Below are 19,520 nucleotides of genomic sequence, written 5' to 3' on the forward strand. Positions count from 1 at the left end.
ACTGTCCGCGCCGAGCGCGCTGATAGCCGTAGTGCATGCTGCACACCTCTCGGCGCCGCCTGCGTGCCACTCTGCTGGCCGCCGCATCGGCCACCCTCGTCGCCGCGGCCCTGCCTCCGCCCGCACCGCTCGGCATCGGCGATCCGCTCTTTCCGCAGCTGGGCAATCCCGGCTATGACGTCCTCGCCTACGACATCGCCTTCACCTATCGCGGCAGCAACGCCAAGCCGCTGGACGCCGTCACAAGGATCGACGCACTGGCGACTCGGCGCCTGGACCGCATCAATCTCGACTTCACGCACGGCACCGTCAGCGCGGTCGAAGTGAACGGCGAGTCCGCCGAGTTCGCGAGTGCCGGAGAGGACCTGGTCGTCACCACGCCGGACGCGGTCGAGGAAGGATCACCGCTGCGGATCACCGTCACGCACACCAGCGACCCGAGGGGACCCGCGGACGCCGGAGGCTGGGTGCGCACCGCCGACGGGCTCGCGATGGCGAATCAGGCCGACGCCGCCCACCGGGTCTTCCCGTCCAACGACCACCCTGCCGACAAGGCGGACTTCACCTTCCGGATCACCGCGCCCAGCGAGCTCACCGCAGTGGCCAACGGGGTGCGGACGGCAAAGGTACGGACAGGGTCCACCACCACGTGGGCGTACCGGACGCTGCATCCCATGGCCACCGAGCTGGCCCAGGTGTCGATCGGCCGCTCGACCGTCGTCCGCCGCCAGGGGCCGCACGCCCTGCCCGTACGCGATGTCGTGCCGACCGCCGATCGCACGAGGCTGGAACCCTGGCTGAAGAAGACGCCGGAACACCTGAAGTGGATGGAGCGGCAGGTCGGCCGCTATCCCTTCGAGTCGTACGGAGTGCTGATCGCCGAAGCCGACACCGGATACGAGCTGGAGACGCAGACGCTCTCGCTCTTCGAGCGCTCGGTCTTCACCCAGGGCAGATTCCCCGAGTGGTACGTCGACTCGATCATGGTGCATGAGCTGGCCCACCAGTGGTTCGGTAACAGTGTCTCGCCCCGCACCTGGTCAGATCTGTGGCTGAACGAGGGGCACGCCACCTGGTACGAGGCGCTCTACGCCGATGAGAAGGCGCAGAAGTCCCTGGATCTGCGGATGCGCGAGGCGTACAGGCAGTCCGACCGCTGGCGTGCGGACGGCGGGCCGCCGGCCGCGCCCAAGCCGCCGGCACCGGGGGAGAAGATCAGCATCTTCCGTCCCGTGGTGTACGGCGGCAGCGCCCTGGTCCTGTACGCGCTGCGGCAGACGATCGGGAAGGACGCCTTCGGGCGGCTGGAGCGGGCCTGGGTGAGCGGGCACCGGGACCGGACGGCGAGCACGGCCGACTTCGCGGCACTGGCGTCGGGGATCGCGGGCCGTGACCTGTCGGCGTTCTTCCGGGAATGGCTGTACGGGAAGCGGACACCGCCGATGCCGGGGCACGCGGACTGGCGCAGCACGGCCGCCGCAGCCGCCGCAGCCCGCTGAAACTGGGGTGACGGCCCCGGCAGGCCCGTGGGAACATCAACAGGTCGACGACGCGGCCGGGGCCGGAACCCCTTGGGGAATCATCCGGGGCCATTACGCGTTGTGACTGACGTACCGGACTTCTCTCCGGCACTTTTTCCATCGACTCCCATCGACGTAAGGATCCAATGACCTCCTCTTCATCCCCTTCCCAGAACGAGCAGAGCTTCGCGGATACGCGCACCGAGAGCCTTCGGGCTGATGCCCTGATGGAAGAGGACGTCGCCTGGAGCCACGAGATCGACGGAGAGCGGGACGGCGATCAGTTCGACCGCTCCGAGCGCGCCGCGCTGCGGCGTGTGGCAGGTCTCTCCACGGAGCTCGAGGACGTCACCGAGGTCGAGTACCGGCAGCTGCGCCTTGAGCGTGTGGTGCTGGTCGGCGTGTGGACCACGGGGACGGTACAGGACTCGGAGAATTCCCTCGCGGAGCTGGCGGCGCTCGCCGAGACGGCGGGCGCGCTGGTGCTCGACGGCGTCATTCAGCGCCGTGACAAGCCCGACCCGGCCACCTACATCGGCTCGGGCAAGGCGCAGGAGCTGCGCGACATCGTGCTCGAAACCGGCGCCGACACCGTCGTCTGCGACGGTGAGCTCAGCCCCGGCCAGCTGATTCACCTCGAAGACGTCGTCAAGGTCAAGGTGGTCGACCGCACCGCCCTGATCCTCGACATCTTCGCCCAGCACGCCAAGTCCCGAGAGGGCAAGGCGCAGGTCGCGCTGGCACAGATGCAGTACATGCTGCCGAGGCTGCGCGGCTGGGGTCAGTCGCTGTCCCGGCAGATGGGTGGCGGCAGCGGTGGCGGCATGGCCACCCGAGGTCCCGGTGAGACCAAGATCGAGACGGACCGGCGTCGGATCCGCGAGAAGATGGCGAAGATGCGCCGGGAGATCGCGGAGATGAAGACGGGCCGCGAGATCAAACGGCAGGAGCGCCGGCGCAACAAGGTGCCCTCGGTCGCGATCGCCGGCTACACCAACGCGGGCAAGTCGTCTCTGCTCAACCGCCTCACGGGCGCCGGCGTCCTGGTGGAGAACGCACTGTTCGCCACTCTGGACCCGACCGTCCGCCGGGCCGAAACGCCGAGCGGCAGGCTCTACACCCTGGCCGACACCGTCGGGTTCGTACGGCATCTGCCGCACCACCTCGTCGAGGCCTTCCGCTCCACCATGGAGGAGGTCGGGGACTCCGACCTGATCCTGCATGTGGTGGACGGATCACACCCGGCGCCGGAGGAGCAGCTGGCCGCCGTGCGCGAGGTGATCCGCGATGTGGGCGCGACGGACGTGCCCGAGATCGTGGTGATCAACAAGGCGGATGCGGCCGATCCCCTCGTACTGCAGCGACTGCTGCGTATCGAGCGGCACGCGATCGCGGTTTCGGCGCGGACCGGCAGGGGCATCGACGAGCTGCTCGCGCTGATCGACGTCGAACTGCCGCGGCCCGAGGTCGAGATCGAGGTCCTCGTGCCGTACACCCAGGGCGGGCTCGTCTCGCGGGTGCATGCCGAGGGCGAGGTTCTCTCCGAGGAGCACACCACGGAGGGCACGTTGCTCAAGGCGCGGGTGCACGAGGAGCTGGCCGCGGCGCTGGCGCCGTATGTGCCGGCGACTCGCTGATCGCGTACTGAACCGAACAAGCCGGAAGGCCCGTCCCCTCATCGAGAGGGGACGGGCCTTCCGGCTTGGTGTGTGTCCAGCAGCCGGCAGTCTTACTGGCCTGCGAACTTGTCGCTCATCGTGGTGTAGATCTGCTTGGCTCCGGCGCCCAGGCGCGGACCCGCCAACCAGCCCGAAGTGACCGGGCCGATGGAGGTGTTGGAGACCAGCGCGGGCTTGCCGTTCGGCTGGTTGGCGAACCAGCCACCGCCGGAGGAACCGCCGGTCATCGTGCAGCCGATGCGCCACATCGTCGGCGTACCGGGAGCGACCGAGAGACGGCCCGGACGGTCGACGCACTTGTGCATGATCGCGCCGTTGTACGGCGGGGCGGCCGGGTAGCCCCAGGCGCCCATCGCGCTGATGCTCTTGGCCTCGGGCGCGTCGAAGTTGACGTCGAGGGCGTTGCCCACCGTCTCCTCCAGCGACTTGGTGCCCTTCTCCGGCTTCACATGCATCACGGCGTAGTCGTACGGAGCACCCGTACCGCCGGTCGGGCCGCCCTGGGAGATCCACTCGCCCGAGGTCGAGACCCAGTCGGCCCAGTAGACGCCGTACGGAGCGATCTCCTGCGGCTGCGCGTTCTCCAGCGCGGCCGGGGACTTGCCCAGGTCGTTGTACGACGGCACGAAGGCGATATTGCGGTACCAGCCGCCCGCCTGACCCGCGTGGACGCAGTGGCCCGCCGTCCACACCAGGTTGGACTTGCCCGGGTTCTTCGGGTCCTTGACGACGGTGGCGGAGCAGACCATCGTGCCCTCGGGCGAATCGAAGAAGGCCTTGCCGACCGGGGCCGCGTTCTCGTGGTACGGCTTCTTCTCCGCCTGGGCCTGGACCGGGCGCGGCTCCGGGTCGGTGACGCCCTGGTCACCGGAGATGTCGCCGGCCGCGAGCGTCTTCGCCGGCGCCTTGGCCGTCGTCATCCGCTTGGGCTTCCACAGCCCCTCGATCACCGGGTTGACGAAGTCCTTGGCCTCACGCAGCCACTTGTCCTTCTCCCAGTTCTTCCACTCGCCGTTCTTCCACTTGTCCAGGTCGACACCGTGCTCCTTGAGCTTGTCGGCCAGGTCTGCGGGAAGATCCGCGCCACCCTTGTCGGCCGCGGGGCTTGAAGCGGCGGGCTTGTCGGCCGCCTTGTCCTCGCCCGGACCACAGGCGGTGGCCGTCAGCGCGAGGGCTGCGGCAATGCCCGTGGCAGCCAGCAGCGGACGTATGGATCGCATGGAAACGATTCCCCCTGAAGTGCTTTTGGAAATGTGCCTATGTGCCTATGTGTCATGAATGTGTCGTGCATCAGTTGACGGCGTGGTGGTGCTGCCCTGCGCGTGAATTGCCATGAGCGTGTCACGCGAAAGGGCGGCCTTCCGGGGCCGCCCCTGCTTGGGCACCACCCTATGCCCGGTGCGGAGCCGCACAGTTGAGACGGGCCCCACCTGCACGGAGTCTCCACCAGGAAGGGCAGGAGCCATCGGCCCCCGCCCTTCTGCGGACTGCTTACTGGCCCGCGAACTTCTTGCTGACCGAGTTGTAGACGCCCTTGGCCTCGTCACCCAGGCGGGGACCCGCCAGCCAGCCGGCCGTCACTGGGCCGATGGAGGTGTTGGACACCAGGGCGGGCTTGCCGTCCTGGCCGTTGGCCACCCAGCCACCGCCGGAGGAACCGCCGGTCATCGTGCAGCCGATGCGGTACATCGTCGGCTCGTTGGCCTTGATGGACAGTCGGCCCGGCTTGTCGGAGCACTGGAAGAGCTTCTGGCCGTCGTACGGCGGCGCCGCGGGGTAGCCCTTGGCGGTCATGTTGTCGATCTTCGGCACAGGCGGGGCGTTGAAGTCGACCGGAAGTGCCGAACCGACTGTCTCCTCAAGCGACTTGCCCGTACCGCCCTTCTCGGGCGTGACGTGGATCACGGCGAAGTCGAACGGAGCGCCCTGGCCGCCGGTCGCGGCGCCCTGGGAGATCCACTGCTCGGAGGTCTGGGCCCAGTCGCCCCACCACACGCCGTACGGAGCGATCTGCTCCTTGGGAGCCTTCTCCAGCGCGGCGGTGGGCTTGGCGCTGTCGTTGTACGACGGCACGAAGGCGATGTTGCGGTACCAGCCGCCGCGCTTTCCGGCGTGCACACAGTGGCCCGCGGTCCACACCATGTTGGACTTGCCGGGGTGGGCCGGGTCCTTGACGACGGTCGCGGAGCAGACCATCGAGCCCTCCGGGCCGTCGAAGAAGACCTTGCCGGCCTCGGCGGCGTTGGAGTGGTACGGAGCCTTCACGGCCTGCGCGTTGACCGGGGCGGGCGTGGGGTCGGTGACACCTTCGTCGCCCGAGATGTCGTTGTCGACGGGCTTCTCCGGCGGCTTGTCGGCATCGCGCATCCGGTCCGGGTCCCAGAGGTCCTCGATGATCGGGTTGACGAAGTCCTTGGCCTCACGCAGCCACTTGTCCTTGTCCCAGTTCTTCCACTCGCCGTTCTTCCACTTGTCCAGGTCGATCCCGCGCTCCTTGAGCCGGTCCTTGAGATCGTCCGGGATGGTGATTTTGCCGTCGGTGGGCTGGCTGGCGGGCGTGCTCGGCTTTTCGCCCGCGTTGTCCTCGCTCGGACCGCAGGCGGTGGCAGCCAGCGCGAGTACAGCGGCTATGGAGGCCGCTGCCAGCGTCGGGCGAATGGGTCGCATGTCGTGATCCCCCTGGGACTTCATAACTCTGAACCGTCGGAACTTCACAAAGCGTTGCTCAGCCGAGGGCCGTACGTGGAGCCTGGCCCGGCTGCGGCCCCCACTATGCCGGTGCCGATGGGGACGGTGCGCAGCAGGTCCGCGGTTCCGTCACCGCAAGGATCTTCCGAATGCCCGTAATCCCCGGCTCCCGGCGTCGTTGGGTACGTACGGGGGACACAAGGCCAGCGTTCAGCGTGGGTGGGCGGCCTACGAATGCTGTACCGATGTGCAACGCAACTGTTACAGCTGGAGGACCAACAGCCGTGGCCGTGACCGAACCTGCTCCGGTGGCGCTGCCTGCCGCGCACGAGGGGATTCTGCGTCGGCAGTCGCTCCGCGAATCTGCGGCCCGTACATATGCACGCTCGCTGCCCATCGTTCCCGTACGGGCCCGGGGACTGACGATCGAGGGAGCGGACGGGCGGCGCTATCTCGACTGCCTTTCAGGGGCGGGGACTTTGGCGCTCGGGCACAACCATCCTGTGGTTCTCGAAGCGATCAGAAAAGTGATCGACTCGGGAGCGCCGCTGCATGTCCTCGACCTCGCCACCCCGGTCAAGGACGCGTTCACCACCGAGCTGTTCGCCACGCTGCCACCGCAGTTCGCCGACGACGCACGGGTCCAGTTCTGCGGGCCTGCCGGCACCGACGCGGTGGAAGCCGCCCTCAAACTCGTCCGCACGGCGACCGGCCGAAGCGGCCTCCTTGCTTTCACCGGCGCATACCACGGGATGACGGCCGGCGCGCTCGACGCCTCGGGTGGCGCCACCGACGTACGCGTGACCCGGCTGCCCTTCCCGCAGAACTACCGATGCCCCTTCGGGATCGGTGGCGAACGCGGCGCCGAACTCGGGGCCCGCTGGACCGAGAACCTCCTCGACGACTCCAAGGGCGGAGTGTCCACGCCGGCCGGGATGATCCTGGAACCGGTGCAGGGTGAGGGTGGAGTGATCCCGGCCCCCGATGCATGGATGCGCAGGATGCGGGAGATCACCGCTGCCCGCTCGATTCCGCTGATCGCCGACGAGGTGCAGACGGGCGTCGGGCGCACCGGTGCCTTCTGGGCGGTCGAACACAGCGGTGTCGTGCCCGATGTGATGGTGCTCTCCAAGGCGATCGGCGGCTCCCTTCCACTGGCTGTCATCGTCTACCGGTCCGAACTCGACGCCTGGCAGCCCGGTGCCCACGCCGGCACCTTCCGCGGCAACCAACTCGCCATGGCGGCGGGCGCGGCCACCCTTGCCTTCGTACGCGAGAACCGGCTCGCCGACCGCGCCGCGACCCTCGGTGCGCGCATGCTGGGCCGGCTGCAGGGACTGGCCGCGGCCCACCCCTGCATCGGAGACGTACGCGGCCGGGGCCTCATGATCGGCGTCGAGCTTGTCGACCCGGACGCCGCCGCCCCCGACGCCCTGGTCCCGCCGACCGCCCCGGCACTCGCCGCCGCTGTCCAGCACGAGTGCCTGAACCGCGGGCTCATCGTCGAACTCGGCGGACGCCACTCCGGTGTCGTACGGCTACTTCCTCCTCTCACCCTCACCGACGAACAGGCCGTGGCCGTCCTCGACCGTTTTGCCGACGCCCTGGCCGACGCCGAACGCTCCATGCGACACCGCACCGACAACGGGCAGTTGCACTGACCCGGACAAATCACAAGGAAGCCCTCCGTGAACCCCACCCCCGCGCCCGATGTGCCCGAGGCCGACGGCCGTCCCACCGCCCACCACCAAGGACAGGGCGGAATGTGTGGCCCCCTCATGGTCGAGGCGGCGGCGGTGCCCCGCCAACAGACGGGTGTTCTCGGCGAACAGCACACGCCCACGGCCGGCGCGTCCTCCGGCGCCCGAGCCGCAGAGCCCCTCGACCATCCGGATCCGCAGCGAGCGGCGGACGCGGCCGCCGTCGAGAATCTCCTCCGCTGCTGGGTACGGGAGAACGACCTCGCGAAGCCGGACGGCGCCACCCTGCGCATCCCGCTGCACGCCAGTGGCACCGCGCTGCTCGTCCCGGTGCGGTACTGGTCGGTCACCGGCTGGCACCGCTTCGGCCTGCCCGCCCTGGAGGGCGGTCCGCGCGACGCGCCGGGCGTCGATGCCGTCACCGTCGCCGCACTCCTCGGCCGGGAAGCGGGTCAGAGCGAAGGAGCCGATCTGGTGGGCCGCGTCGCCGACTCGGTGCGGCGCACCACCGACTTCATCACCGACCGCCGGGCCCATCCCGCTCCCGCGCCGGAGGCGGATCTCTTCCTCACCGCCGAGCAGTCCCTTGTACTGGGCCACCCGCTGCACCCGACACCCAAGAGCCGCGAAGGACTCTCTGAGGCCGAAGTCCGGCTCTACTCACCGGAGTTGTACGGCTCCTTTCCGCTGCACTGGATGGCCGTCGACCGCTCCGTCCTGGCCACCGAATCGGCATGGACCGAACAGGGCCGCACCCTGTCGGCCGAGCAGCTCACCGCCCGCCTCTGCGGTGACCTCCAACTCCCCGACCACACCGTTCCCTTGCCGCTGCACCCCTGGCAGGCCCGCGAACTGAAGCACCGCCCCGCCGTCGCAGCCCTCCTCGACGCTGGTCTCCTGCACGACCTCGGTCCCTATGGAGACCTCTGGCACCCCACCTCCTCGGTCCGCACGGTGCACCGTCCCGGCGCCCCGGCCATGCTCAAGCTCTCGCTCGGCGTACGCATCACCAACTCCCGTCGTGAGAATCTCCGCAAGGAACTCCACCGCGGCGTCGAGGTGCACCGGCTGCTCCGCACCGGCCTCGCCGACCAGTGGCAGGCCGCCCACCCCGGCTTCGACATCGTGCGGGATCCCGCGTGGCTCGCGGTCGACACCGCCGACGGCGAAGCCGTACCCGGCCTCGACGTCATGCTGCGCCACAATCCCTTTGGCCTCGGCGACGACGCCGTCTGCATCGCAGGGCTGACCGCACCCCGCCCCTGGCCGTCCCGCCCCGGAATGCACTCGCGCCTCTCCGATACGGTGGAACGGCTCGCCACGCGCACCGGCCGGCCCACCGGCGCAGTCGCCGCCGAGTGGTTCCTGCGCTACCTCGATCACGTCGTACGCCCGGTGCTCTGGCTGGACGCCACCGCCGGCATCGCTCTCGAGGCCCACCAGCAGAACACGCTCGTGATCCTCGACCCTGAGGGCTGGCCCGTCGGCGGCCGCTACCGAGACAACCAGGGCTACTACTTCCGCGAGTCCCACCGTGCCGCACTCGAGCGCCGCCTTCCCGGCATCGGCACCGTCAGCGACACCTTCGTCTCCGACGACGTCACCGACGAGCGCTTCGCCTACTACCTCGGCATCAACAACGTCCTCGGACTGATCGGAGCCTTCGGGGCTCAACGCCTCGCCGACGAGCGCGTACTCATCGCCGCTTTCCGACTGTTCCTCACCGCGAATGCAGGCATGGGATCGCCGTTGCCCGCTCAGCTTCTCGATGCCCCCATCCTGCGGTCCAAGGCCAATTTGCTCACGCGGCTGCGCGGCCTCGACGAACTCGTCGGTCCTGTCGACACCCAGTCCGTCTACGTCACCATCACCAACCCCCTTCGTCCTTGAGGGAACACAACCCGACCGAACTGCGAGAGGAGAGAGCCACCGTGCCTCCCACCGATGCGAGCACCGACACCGGAGCCGGGCCGGCACCTCAGCTCGGCGGAGGGGCCGAGGACACCTTGGACCTACAGCTCCCCGAGGAGCTCTTCGCGCTGTTCCGGGAGGACGAGCTGGCCTTCGCACCTCAGCGCACGGACGACGGCGCCGGCCACCTGCTGGACACCCCCGCCTGCTGGGGGCCGGCCACCACCCCGCTCGGGCTCTTCCAGCTCGTCCCCGTCCGCATCGAACGCGATCTGGCGCTGATCAGTCGCTGGATGAACGACCCTGCCGTCGCCGCGTTCTGGGAGCTGGCAGGACCCGAGTCGGTCACCGCCGGCCATCTGCGTGCCCAGCTCGACGGCGACGGACGCAGCGTCCCCTGTCTCGGCGTGCTCAGTGGCACCCCCATGAGCTACTTCGAGATCTACCGCGCCGACCTCGACCCATTGGCACGGCACTACCCGGCCCGTCCTCATGACACCGGAATCCACCTCCTCATCGGCGGTGTCGCCGACCGCGGCCGCGGTGTCGGCTCCACTCTCCTGAGAGCCGTCGCCGAACTCGCTCTCGACAATCGACCCCGCTGTGCACGAGTCATCGCGGAACCAGACCTGCGCAACACCCCCTCCGTATCTGCCTTCCTGAGCGCCGGCTTCCGGTTCTCCGCCGAAGTCGACCTCCCTGACAAGCGAGCTGCCCTCATGGTCCGCGACCGCGCCCTTCGCAACCTGCTGTGAACGACCCGCTGCCTTACTTACACCGCTCGACCCGCATCGGTTCCACTCGAGGAGTCCCCGTGCTGAAGTCCCCTGCCACCCATGACTCCGCGGAACCGACCGCGGTCCCGTTCACCCCGCCCGGGCTGAACCCGCAGGGCTGGGACCGGGCGGCCGGCCGTCTCCTCGCCAAGATGCTCGGTGAGTTCGCCTACGAAGAGATCATCGAGCCGGTCCCCGGCGCGGGTGACCACTACACCCTCGCGCTGGACGACGCATGCAGCCTGTCCTTCCGCGCCCGGCGCGGGGCATACGGAAGCTGGCGCGTCGATCCGCACTCCATCGAGCACCAGGGCCGGCGCTTCACCGACCCGCTTGCCTTCCTCGCTCAGGCCCGACGGCTCCTTGCCCTCGACGGAGCCACCCTCGGCCATCTCCTCCGCGAGCTGTCCACCACCCTCGCCTCCGACACCAGGCTCGATCACACAGCGCTGACCTCGGCCGAGCTGGCCGATCTCGGCTATGCCGAACTCGAGGGCCACCAGACCGGTCACCCGTGGCTCGTCCTCAACAAGGGCCGCATCGGTTTCTCCGCCACCGACACCGCCCTCTGGTCGCCGGAGGCCCGCAGACCCGCCCGGCTCCCGTGGATCGCGGTCAGCTCCAACCTCGCCGCCTACCGCGGTGTCCTCGGGCTCGGCACCCCCGAGGACCTGTACGTCCGTGAACTCGACCCTCCCGTACGCGAGTCCTTCACGGCCACCCTGCGCGCCAGGGGCCTCGACCCCGACACGTACCTCTTCCTCCCCGTACACCCCTGGCAGTGGGACGAGGTGCTCCTGCCCCTCTTCGCGCCGGCCATCGCCCGGGGCGAGATCGTTCCGCTGCCCACCGACGGCGATCTGCGGCTGCCACAGCAGTCCATCCGTACCTTCGCGAACCTGGACCGCGCCGACCGGCACACCGTCAAGCTGCCGCTGTCGATCCTCAACACCCTCGTCTGGCGCGGACTCCCGACCGAACGCACTCTCGCAGCCCCCGCCGTCACCTCTTGGGTGCACGGACTGCGCGACGCCGACCCCTTCCTGCGCGACGAGTGCGGTGTGATCCTCCTCGGCGAAGTCGCCTCGGTCACCGTCCAGCACCCCCTCTACGACCACCTCGCGGAGGTGCCGTACCAGTACAAGGAACTCCTCGGCGCGATCTGGCGCGAGCCGCTCCAGCCCCGCCTCGCCCCTGGCGAGCGGGCCCGCACCCTCGCATCGCTCCTTCACACCGACCCGCAGGGCCGCGCTTTCACGGCCGAGCTGGTCGGACGTTCCGGGCTCGACCCCACCGTCTGGCTTCAGTGTCTCTTCTCCGCACTGCTGCCTCCGCTGCTGCACTTCCTCTACCGCTACGGCACCGTCTTCTCCCCGCACGGGGAGAACGCGATCGTCGTCTACGACTCACAGGACGTCCCCGTGCGTCTCGCGATCAAGGACTTCGTCGACGATGTGAATGTCAGCGCCCGGCCGCTACCCGAACACGACTCGATGCCCGACGACGTACGCGGGATCCTCCTCACCGAGGACCCCGCCTTTCTCACTCAGTTCATCCACTCCGGGCTCTTCGTGGGTGTCTTCCGCTTCCTCGCCCCGCTCTGTGAGGAGCAGCTGGGCGTACCGGAAGAGGAGTTCTTCGCGCTCGTACGGGCGGAAATCCTGCGGCACCAGGCCCGTTTTCCGGGGCTCAAGGACCGTTACGAGATGTTTGACCTGCTCACGCCGCGTATCGAGCGCCTCTGCCTCAACCGGAACCGGCTCCATCTCGATGGCTACCGTGACCGTCCCGACCGGCCCCACGCCGCCGTCCACGGCACCGTCCCCAACCCTCTGGGCCCCTCTCGATGAACGGACGCGTGACCGCGCTGTCAGTGGTGCCCCGTAGGGTGGTCGGGCTATGACGAAGCCATCCCTCCCCGAGCTCCTGCACGCCGCCGTCACCGCCGTCGGCGGCGTGGAACGGCCAGGCCAGGTCACCATGGCCGAGGCCGTCGCCGAAGCCGTCGACGACAATGCGCACCTCCTCGTCCAGGCCGGCACAGGCACCGGAAAGTCCCTCGGCTATCTGGTGCCCGCCCTGGCGCACGGCGAGCGCGTCGTGGTGGCCACGGCCACCCTGGCCCTGCAGCGCCAGCTCGTGGAGCGTGATCTTCCGCGTACGGTCGACGCGCTGCACCCGCTGCTGCGTCGGCGGCCCGAGTTCGCGATGCTCAAGGGGCGTTCCAACTACCTCTGTCTGCACCGCCTGCACGAAGGCGTTCCGCAGGAGGAGGAGGACGGCCTCTTCGACCAGTTCGAAGCTGCCGCGCCCACCAGCAAGCTCGGTCAGGACCTGCTGCGGATGCGTGACTGGGCCGACGAGACCGAGACAGGAGACCGTGACGACCTCACCCCCGGAGTCTCCGACCGGGCCTGGGCGCAGGTCTCTGTCTCCTCCCGGGAGTGCCTCGGCGCGACGAAATGCGCCTACGGCGCCGAGTGCTTCGCCGAGGCGGCCCGCGAGCGCGCCAAGCTCGCCGATGTCGTCGTCACCAACCACGCGCTGCTGGCGATCGATGCGATCGAGGGCGCCCCGGTGCTCCCTCAGCACGAGGTGCTGATCGTGGACGAGGCCCATGAGCTGGTATCCCGGGTGACCGGCGTCGCCACCGGCGAGCTCACCCCCGGCCAGGTGAACCGGGCCGTGCGCCGCGCGGCGAAGCTGGTCAACGAGAAGGCCGCGGACTCTCTCCAGACTGCTGCGGAGACCTTCGAGCGGCTGATGGAGCTCGCGCTCCCGGGTCGTCTCGAGGAGCTCCCCGAGGATCTCGGGTACGCACTGATGGCGCTGCGCGACGCGGCCCGTACGGTCATCTCCGCCCTCGGCTCCACCCGCGACAAGTCCGTCCAGGACGAGGACGCGGTACGCAAGCAGGCCCTTGCGTCCGTCGAGAACATCCATGACGTCGCCGAGCGCATCACCCAGGGCTCCGAGTACGACGTCGTCTGGTACGAGCGCCACGACCGATTCGGCGCGTCTTTGCGGGTGGCTCCGCTCTCCGTCTCCGGGCTGCTGCGCGAGAAGCTCTTCGCCGAACGATCGGTGGTGCTGACCTCTGCCACGCTCAAGCTCGGCGGTGACTTCAACGGCGTCGGTGCCTCGCTCGGCCTCGCCCCGGAAGGCACCGAAAGTGAGGACGTCCCGCAGTGGAAGGGTCTCGACGTCGGCTCGCCCTTCGACTATCCCAAGCAGGGCATCCTCTACGTCGCCCGCCATCTGGCGGCGCCGGGCCGCGAAGGCTCCCGGGGCGACATGATGGACGAGCTTGCCGATCTGGTGGAGGCGGCCGGCGGCCGTACGCTCGGCCTTTTCTCCTCTATGCGGGCCGCCCAGGCGGCGGCCGAAGAGCTGCGCGGCAGACTCGACAAGCCGATCCTGCTCCAGGGCGAAGAGACCCTCGGCGAACTGATCAAGACCTTCGCCGCTGACCCGGAGACCTGTCTGTTCGGCACGCTCTCCCTCTGGCAGGGCGTCGATGTGCCCGGGGCCAGCTGCCAGCTGGTGGTGATGGACCGGATCCCGTTCCCACGCCCCGACGATCCGCTGATGAGCGCCCGCCAGAAGGCGGTCGAGGAGGGCGGCGGCAATGGATTCATGGCCGTCGCAGCGACGCATGCAGCCTTGCTGATGGCCCAGGGAGCGGGCCGTCTCGTCCGTGCCACGGGTGACCGGGGCGTCGTCGCCGTACTCGATCCGCGGCTCGCCAACGCCCGCTACGGCAGCTATCTGCGCGCCTCACTGCCCGACTTCTGGTACACCACGGACCGTAACCAGGTACGTCGCTCGCTGGCCACGATCGATGCTGCCGCCAAGGCGGACGGCAAGTAGTGCCCCTGCTGAACCGCATGCACGGAACCGCCTGAACCGCACTTGGTGAACGCACTCAGCCGCACTCAGACACAGCAGGGCCCCGGGACCGGCGCAGTGGGTCCCGGGGCCCGGTCAGAGCCGGCGGGTCTGTCACACCCGCCGCAGCACCGCCACCACCTTGCCGAGGATCGTCGCCTCGTCACCGGGGATGGGCTGGTACGCAGCGTTGTGCGGGAGCAGCCACACATGGCCGCTCTCCCGCTTGAACCGCTTGACGGTGGCCTCGCCGTCCAGCATCGCGGCCACGATGTCCCCGTTCTCCGCGACGGGCTGGCGTCGCACCGTCACCCAGTCCCCGTCGCAGATCGCGGCCTCGATCATCGAATCGCCGACGACCTTCAGTACGAACAGCTCGCCGTCCCCGACCAGCTGGCGGGGGAGCGGGAAGACGTCCTCGACGGATTCCTCCGCGAGGATCGGGCCGCCTGCCGCGATCCGGCCGACGAGTGGCACGTACGACGCGGCGGGCTTGCCCGTCGTGTCCGTCGGCTGGGTGCTGGGCTGGTCGGAGCCGCGTACCTCGTACGCCCTGGGCCGGTGCGGGTCCCTGCGCAGGAAGCCCTTGCGCTCGAGCGCCATCAGTTGATGTGCGACGGACGAGGTGCTGGACAGGCCTACCGCCTGACCGATCTCACGCATCGACGGTGGGTATCCGCGCCGCTGCACGGAGTCCCGGATCACCTCGATGACGCGCCGCTGCCGATCCGTGAGGCCGGAGCTGTCTGCCCGGATCCCTGGAGGTCGGCCGGGCAGCGAACGCGTGGGCTTGGGACCCTCCGGGGTCGTGGCTGCGTCATTCATGGCATGCACCGGCTCGAATCGGTTCTGGGAGCGGTCCTGGGCAGTGATGGTGGCACTGTCTGCGGTGGTGGTCACGTCGGCCCCTCTCGAATGGTCTCCCTAGCTGGACAACGGTAGTTGGTTTCGAAAGGTTGCGCCAAACACACGTTCGAGTGAAAAATCGCAGATCGCCTGACGTGAGCGTCTGGCTGGGTGTATGTGCGAACGATCTGTCCGCGAGGCATTTCGGGCCACTACGCTAACCTTCACCGCCGCGGCGCGGTGAGGCGGGGTGATTCCAGTCTGGCACCCGGGGGTCAGGAATCCGCGGAGCCGCGCGTCTCCCGTACTCTCATGGCCGGTCCCGTGCCGCCCGGATGCCGCGGCGAGGCGCTCGTACGTCGCTGGTGCAGCCTTCCTGCGGCCCCCCACCGCGCACCCGCCGCGCCCCCGCCGTGTGACACGCGCGCTGAGAGCCAAAGCGCGACCAAACCCCAGATCTAGTGGTTGGATTGTGTCTGTCGCCCAGAAGTTGTGGTCCCCGGTCCTTCAAGACCGTGGTCATCGCCTATGCTTGGGGCTGCTTCGGAGGGCTTCGATCTGCCTGTCGAGGCCATTCAGTCGTGCTGTGAAGGAGGGTTGGGAGCCATGCACTGCCCCTTCTGCAGGCACCCCGACAGCCGTGTCGTCGACAGTCGCACCACCGACGACGGAACGTCGATCCGGCGTCGTCGGCAGTGCCCCGACTGCTCCCGCCGCTTCACGACGGTGGAAACCGCCTCGCTGATGGTGATCAAGCGCAGCGGGGTGACCGAACCCTTCAGCCGTACCAAGGTCATCTCCGGCGTGCGCAAGGCGTGCCAGGGACGGCCGGTCACCGAGGACGCCCTCGCCCAGCTCGGCCAGCGGGTCGAGGAAGCGGTGCGTGCCACCGGCAGCGCCGAGCTGACCACCCATGACGTGGGTCTGGCCATCCTCGGCCCCCTGCAGGAACTCGACCTCGTCGCGTACCTGCGCTTCGCGTCCGTGTACCGGGCTTTCGACTCACTCGAAGACTTCGAGGCCGCCATCGCGGAACTCCGCGAGCAGCGGCCTCCCGCAGAGGAATGCGGGATCGGCGAGACCCTCGAGGTCCCCGTGCCCGCCACCGCCGCCGACTGAGCAGTACCGGCTGACCGGCTCGGGCCCGCGAAAATCCCGTCGGCCGGCAGCAGAGCGGCAAAAGACCTGTCACGGGCGCTGTGCGCGGCGCCCGAGGCATCAGACACACAATGTGCCACGGGAAGATCTGGGCACTTCAGGGCGTTTTTGCCCATGTATGGGAGGCGGCATGACAGAGACGACGAGCGGCCCGGCACGAGGGTCCCGAGCCAAGGGATCGAAGGCGAGCAAGGGTCTGCGTATCGAGCGAATCCACACCACCCCGGGCGTGCATCCGTACGACGAGGTTGTCTGGGAGCGCCGTGACGTCGTCATGACCAACTGGCGCGACGGCTCGGTCAACTTCGAGCAGCGTGGCGTCGAGTTCCCCGACTTCTGGTCGGTGAACGCGGTCAACATCGTCACCAGCAAGTACTTCCGCGGGGCCGTCGGCACCCCGCAGCGCGAGACCGGTCTCAAGCAGCTCATCGACCGGATCGTGAAGACGTATCGGAAGGCCGGCGAGGACTACAGCTACTTCGCCTCGCCCGCCGACGCCGAGATCTTCGAGCACGAGCTGGCGTACGCCCTCCTGCACCAGATCTTCAGCTTCAACTCGCCGGTGTGGTTCAACGTCGGCACGCCCCAGCCGCAGCAGGTCTCCGCCTGCTTCATCCTGGCCGTCGACGACTCCATGGAGTCGATCCTCGACTGGTACAAGGAAGAGGGCATGATCTTCAAGGGCGGCTCCGGCGCCGGCCTGAACCTCTCCCGTATCCGCTCCTCCAAGGAGCTGCTCTCCTCCGGCGGCAATGCCTCCGGCCCGGTCTCCTTCATGCGTGGCGCGGACGCGTCCGCAGGAACGATCAAGTCGGGCGGCGCCACCCGCCGTGCGGCGAAGATGGTCATCCTCGACGTCGACCACCCCGACATCGAGAACTTCATCGAGACCAAGGTGAAGGAAGAGGAGAAGATCCGCGCCCTGCGTGACGCGGGCTTCGACATGGACCTGGGCGGCGACGACATCACGTCCGTCCAGTACCAGAACGCCAACAACTCGGTCCGTGTGAACGACGAGTTCATGAAGGCCGTCGAGGCCGGCGGCAAGTTCGGGCTGCGCGCCCGGATGACCGGCGATGTCATCGAAGAGGTCGACGCCAAGTCGCTCTTCCGCAAGATGGCCGAGGCCGCCTGGGCCTGCGCCGACCCCGGCATCCAGTACGACGACACGATCAACAACTGGCACACCTGCCCGGAGTCCGGCCGGATCAACGGCTCGAACCCGTGCAGCGAGTACATGCACCTGGACAACACCTCGTGCAACCTTGCCTCGCTGAACCTGATGAAGTTCCTCAAGGACGACGGCAAGGGCAACCAGTCCTTCGAAGTCGAGCGCTTCGCCAAGGTCGTCGAGCTGGTCATCACCGCGATGGACATCTCCATCTGCTTCGCGGACTTCCCGACGCAGAAGATCGGCGAGAACACCCGCGCCTTCCGTCAGCTGGGCATCGGCTACGCCAACCTCGGCGCCCTGCTGATGGCCACGGGTCACGCGTACGACTCCGACGGCGGCCGTGCGCTGGCCGGCGCCATCACCTCGCTGATGACGAGTACCTCGTACAAGCGCTCCGCCGAACTTGCCGCGGTCGTCGGCCCGTACGACGGCTACGCCCGCAACGCAGAGCCGCATCAGCGGGTCATGAAGCAGCACGCCGACGCCAACACCACGGCCGTCCACATGGACGACCTGGACTCGCCGATCTGGGCCGCCGCCACGGAGGCCTGGCAGGACGTGATCCGCCTCGGCGCGAAGAACGGCTTCCGCAACGCGCAGGCCTCGGTCATCGCGCCCACCGGCACCATCGGTCTCGCGATGTCCTGCGACACCACCGGCCTCGAGCCCGACCTCGCCCTGGTCAAGTTCAAGAAGCTGGTCGGCGGCGGCTCGATGCAGATCGTCAACGGCACGGTCCCGCAGGCGCTGCGCCGCCTGGGCTACCAGGAGGAGCAGATCGAGGCGATCGTCGCCCACATCGCCGACCACGGCAATGTGATCGACGCTCCCGGCCTGAAGACCGAGCACTACGAGGTCTTCGACTGCGCCATGGGTGAGCGCTCCATCTCCGCGATGGGCCATGTCCGCATGATGGCGGCCATCCAGCCGTGGATCTCCGGCGCGCTCTCCAAGACGGTCAACCTGCCGGAGACCGCCACTGTCGAGGACGTCGAAGAGGTCTACTTCGAGGCGTGGAAGATGGGCGTCAAGGCGCTCGCGATCTACCGCGACAACTGCAAGGTCGGCCAGCCCCTCTCCGCCAAGACCAAGGAGAAGGAGAAGGCCGAGGTTACCGAGAAGGCCGAGGAGACGATCCGGGCCGCGGTCGAGAAGGTCGTCGAGTACCGCCCGGTCCGCAAGCGCCTTCCGAAGGGCCGTCCCGGCATCACCACCTCCTTCACGGTGGGCGGCGCCGAGGGCTACATGACCGCCAACTCCTACCCGGACGACGGTCTCGGCGAGGTCTTCCTGAAGATGTCGAAGCAGGGTTCCACCCTCGCCGGCATGATGGACGCCTTCTCCATCGCCGTCTCGGTCGGTCTGCAGTACGGCGTCCCGCTCGAGACGTACGTCTCGAAGTTCACCAACATGCGCTTCGAGCCGGCCGGTATGACGGACGACCCGGATGTGCGGATGGCGCAGTCGATTGTCGACTACATCTTCCGCCGCCTGGCGCTGGACTTCCTGCCCTTCGAGACCCGCTCGGCGCTCGGCATCCACTCGGCCGAGGAGCGTCAGCGTCACCTGGAGACCGGTTCGTACGAGCCCTCCGACGACGAGATGGACGTCGAGGGCCTGGCCCAGTCCGCACCGCGTCAGCAGGAGACGCTGAAGCCCGTCGCGGTGCCGAAGGCCGAGGTTCCGGCTCCGAAGCAGGCGCACACCTCGGCGGAGCTCGTCGAGATGCAGTTGGGCATCAGCGCGGACGCGCCGCTGTGCTTCTCGTGCGGGACGAAGATGCAGCGGGCCGGCTCCTGCTACATCTGCGAGGGTTGCGGCTCGACCAGCGGCTGCAGTTGATACTCCGGCGTTGGCCGGTAAGTGAATGACGGATAAAGCGGTGGCCGAAAATTCGGCCACCGCTTTATCTCGTTTGACCGTCTGCTGGAGGCGGGGTTCGCCACCTTTGGGGGCAAGCGGGAGCTTTACCTCGCAGCCCTGCGTCGCTACCTGCGCCACCGTGCGCAGCCCGCGTTCCAAGAAATGACCCCGCGATCCGCGCCTTGCTGGACGAGTTCCACCAGCAGCTGCGGGACGCGATGTGCGCCGTACTCGAAACGGCTCGCCTCCGCGGACAGCTGTCCTCGGGTGTCTCGACCGAGGCTGCTGCCGAGGCGCTCGCACTGCTCGCCTACGGC

Annotated in this window: 12 protein-coding genes; 9 read left to right on the forward strand and 3 right to left on the reverse strand. The window is 68.5% G+C overall.

Features of this window, described 5'->3' with window-relative positions; all coding sequences use genetic code 11:
* Window positions 1–35 precede the first annotated feature (35 nt).
* Both ACFYXH_RS37845 and hflX read left to right on the forward strand, forming a co-directional pair.
* Window positions 36–1,499, forward strand: a complete 1,464-nt coding sequence (locus ACFYXH_RS37845) for a M1 family metallopeptidase (protein ID WP_389573136.1) — start codon at window positions 36–38, stop codon at window positions 1,497–1,499.
* Between the two features lie 167 nt (window positions 1,500–1,666).
* Window positions 1,667–3,157, forward strand: coding sequence for a GTPase HflX (gene hflX / locus ACFYXH_RS37850; protein ID WP_385303646.1), 1,491 nt, complete (start codon window positions 1,667–1,669; stop codon window positions 3,155–3,157).
* Between the two features lie 92 nt (window positions 3,158–3,249).
* Here hflX and ACFYXH_RS37855 read toward each other — a convergent pair whose 3' ends face one another.
* Both ACFYXH_RS37855 and ACFYXH_RS37860 read right to left on the reverse strand, forming a co-directional pair.
* Window positions 3,250–4,419 (reverse strand): trypsin-like serine peptidase, encoded by a 1,170-nt coding sequence (locus ACFYXH_RS37855; protein ID WP_389573139.1) that lies wholly within the window; start codon window positions 4,417–4,419, stop codon window positions 3,250–3,252.
* 271 nt (window positions 4,420–4,690) lie between these two features.
* A complete protein-coding gene (locus ACFYXH_RS37860) occupies window positions 4,691–5,866 on the reverse strand; it encodes a trypsin-like serine peptidase (protein WP_389573142.1) in 1,176 nt (391 codons plus the stop codon).
* A 305-nt stretch (window positions 5,867–6,171) separates the two neighbouring features.
* Here ACFYXH_RS37860 and ACFYXH_RS37865 point away from each other — a divergent pair, with 305 nt between their 5' ends.
* Genes ACFYXH_RS37865 through ACFYXH_RS37885 form a run of 5 tightly spaced genes read left to right on the forward strand, consistent with a single transcriptional unit; the run spans window position 6,172 to window position 14,144 of the window.
* The gene (locus ACFYXH_RS37865) at window positions 6,172–7,548 is read left to right on the forward strand and encodes a diaminobutyrate--2-oxoglutarate transaminase family protein (protein WP_389573145.1); all 1,377 of its coding nucleotides are present in this window, start codon (window positions 6,172–6,174) and stop codon (window positions 7,546–7,548) included.
* Window positions 7,549–7,575: 27 nt separating this feature from the next.
* Window positions 7,576–9,477, forward strand: a complete 1,902-nt coding sequence (locus ACFYXH_RS37870) for an IucA/IucC family protein (RefSeq protein WP_389573147.1) — start codon at window positions 7,576–7,578, stop codon at window positions 9,475–9,477.
* Window positions 9,478–9,518: 41 nt separating this feature from the next.
* Window positions 9,519–10,253 (forward strand): GNAT family N-acetyltransferase, encoded by a 735-nt coding sequence (locus ACFYXH_RS37875; RefSeq protein ID WP_389573150.1) that lies wholly within the window; start codon window positions 9,519–9,521, stop codon window positions 10,251–10,253.
* 59 nt (window positions 10,254–10,312) lie between these two features.
* On the forward strand, window positions 10,313–12,124 hold the full coding sequence (locus tag ACFYXH_RS37880) for an IucA/IucC family protein (protein ID WP_389573152.1): 1,812 nt from the start codon (window positions 10,313–10,315) through the stop codon (window positions 12,122–12,124).
* 49 nt (window positions 12,125–12,173) lie between these two features.
* On the forward strand, window positions 12,174–14,144 hold the full coding sequence (locus ACFYXH_RS37885) for an ATP-dependent DNA helicase (protein WP_389573154.1): 1,971 nt from the start codon (window positions 12,174–12,176) through the stop codon (window positions 14,142–14,144).
* A gap of 132 nt (window positions 14,145–14,276) precedes the next feature.
* Here ACFYXH_RS37885 and lexA read toward each other — a convergent pair whose 3' ends face one another.
* On the reverse strand, window positions 14,277–15,062 hold the full coding sequence (gene lexA, locus ACFYXH_RS37890) for a transcriptional repressor LexA (RefSeq protein ID WP_326653047.1): 786 nt from the start codon (window positions 15,060–15,062) through the stop codon (window positions 14,277–14,279).
* A gap of 552 nt (window positions 15,063–15,614) precedes the next feature.
* On the opposite strand from lexA, the gene nrdR reads away from it, so the two are divergent.
* Together nrdR and ACFYXH_RS37900 are read left to right on the forward strand one after the other, a co-directional pair.
* On the forward strand, window positions 15,615–16,127 hold the full coding sequence (nrdR, locus tag ACFYXH_RS37895; RefSeq protein WP_389573157.1) for a transcriptional regulator NrdR: 513 nt from the start codon (window positions 15,615–15,617) through the stop codon (window positions 16,125–16,127).
* Window positions 16,128–16,296: 169 nt separating this feature from the next.
* Window positions 16,297–19,182, forward strand: coding sequence for a vitamin B12-dependent ribonucleotide reductase (locus tag ACFYXH_RS37900; protein ID WP_389573159.1), 2,886 nt, complete (start codon window positions 16,297–16,299; stop codon window positions 19,180–19,182).
* Window positions 19,183–19,520: the final 338 nt, after the last annotated feature.

This window comes from Streptomyces sp. NPDC002730, from assembly GCF_042888805.1.
Lineage (GTDB): Bacteria > Actinomycetota > Actinomycetes > Streptomycetales > Streptomycetaceae > Streptomyces.